The sequence below is a fragment of the Bacteroides sp. AM32-11AC genome (assembly GCF_003603515.1).
GTDB lineage: Bacteria > Bacteroidota > Bacteroidia > Bacteroidales > Bacteroidaceae > Bacteroides > Bacteroides uniformis.
In genome coordinates, this window is the sequence record NZ_QTNH01000021.1 from 1 (window position 1) to 1,102 (window position 1,102).

At 52.5% G+C, this 1,102-nt stretch carries 1 protein-coding gene; it reads left to right on the plus strand.

The window, feature by feature from the left end:
* The coding region (locus DW800_RS18395; protein ID WP_243634928.1) for a glycoside hydrolase family 172 protein at positions 1-1,102 on the plus strand (1,102 nt) is incomplete at both ends.

Consider the following 1,102-nt stretch of genomic DNA (forward strand, 5'->3'; position numbering starts at 1 on the left):
TGCGCAGACCAATATGTCTAGTGAAATGTATGACCTTGCCAAGATGAAGGAAGGCTTGCGCAACCGCCGTGTCAGCAGTTATGACCGTACGGGCAACAACCGTGACCACCTGAAGGCCATCAAGCCGGGCGAAACGGCTGTTTTGGCCGACATCAAGGGGGCAGGCGTAATCAACCATATCTGGATAACGATGTCTCCGGGACCGCGCCAGCTTTCCCGTAACGACATCATCCTTCGGATGTACTGGGACGGCAGCGACGAACCTTCTGTCGTGTCCCCCATCGGTCCCTTTTTCGGCCAGGGATGGAACGAACAGTATAACTATGCTTCTTTTGCCCTTTCTTCCGGTCCCAACGGTGGTACGGGTTTGTGTAGCTATTTCGCCATGCCTTTTGCCAAAGGTGCGCGCATTGAGATAGAGAATCAGACGGATGTCAACATCGGCGCCTTCTACTACTACATAGACTATGTGGAGATGAAGGAACTGCCCAAGGACATGGGGCGTTTCCATGCGTGGTTCAACCGTGAGATTACCGAAGCGCTTCCCGAGGGGGAGACCGAGTGGGGTTCCGTGGGTAAGCAGACGGAGAATAAGGACGGAGCCGACAATTATGTGTTTGCCGATATCAAGGGAAAGGGCCATTTTGTGGGATTGAACTATTATGTACAGTGCCCTACCCCCATGTGGTATGGTGAAGGCGATGACATGTGGTTCATCGACGGTGAAAAACAGGCTTCCTTGATAGGCACCGGTACGGAAGACTTGTTCAACACCGCCTGGTGCCCGAAAGAGCCCTACCAGCATATCTACTTCGGCTATCCACGTGTGAATAATGATGTCGGATTCTTGGGGCGTACACATGTCTATCGGTTCTTTATTCAGGATCCCGTCTTCTTCGAGAAAGGGCTGAAAGCCACCATCGAGCATGGACACAACAATTGCCTGACGCTCGACCTGGCTACCGTTGCATACTGGTATCAGGACAAGGCGACGGCTGTCCCGGCCATTCCCGACAAGGAGGGCCGTAAGCTGAAGCCGATGGTAAACAATGTGATGATGCACAAATGGCGTCATGAATGGAGAAAGAACAAGGGGAACAAA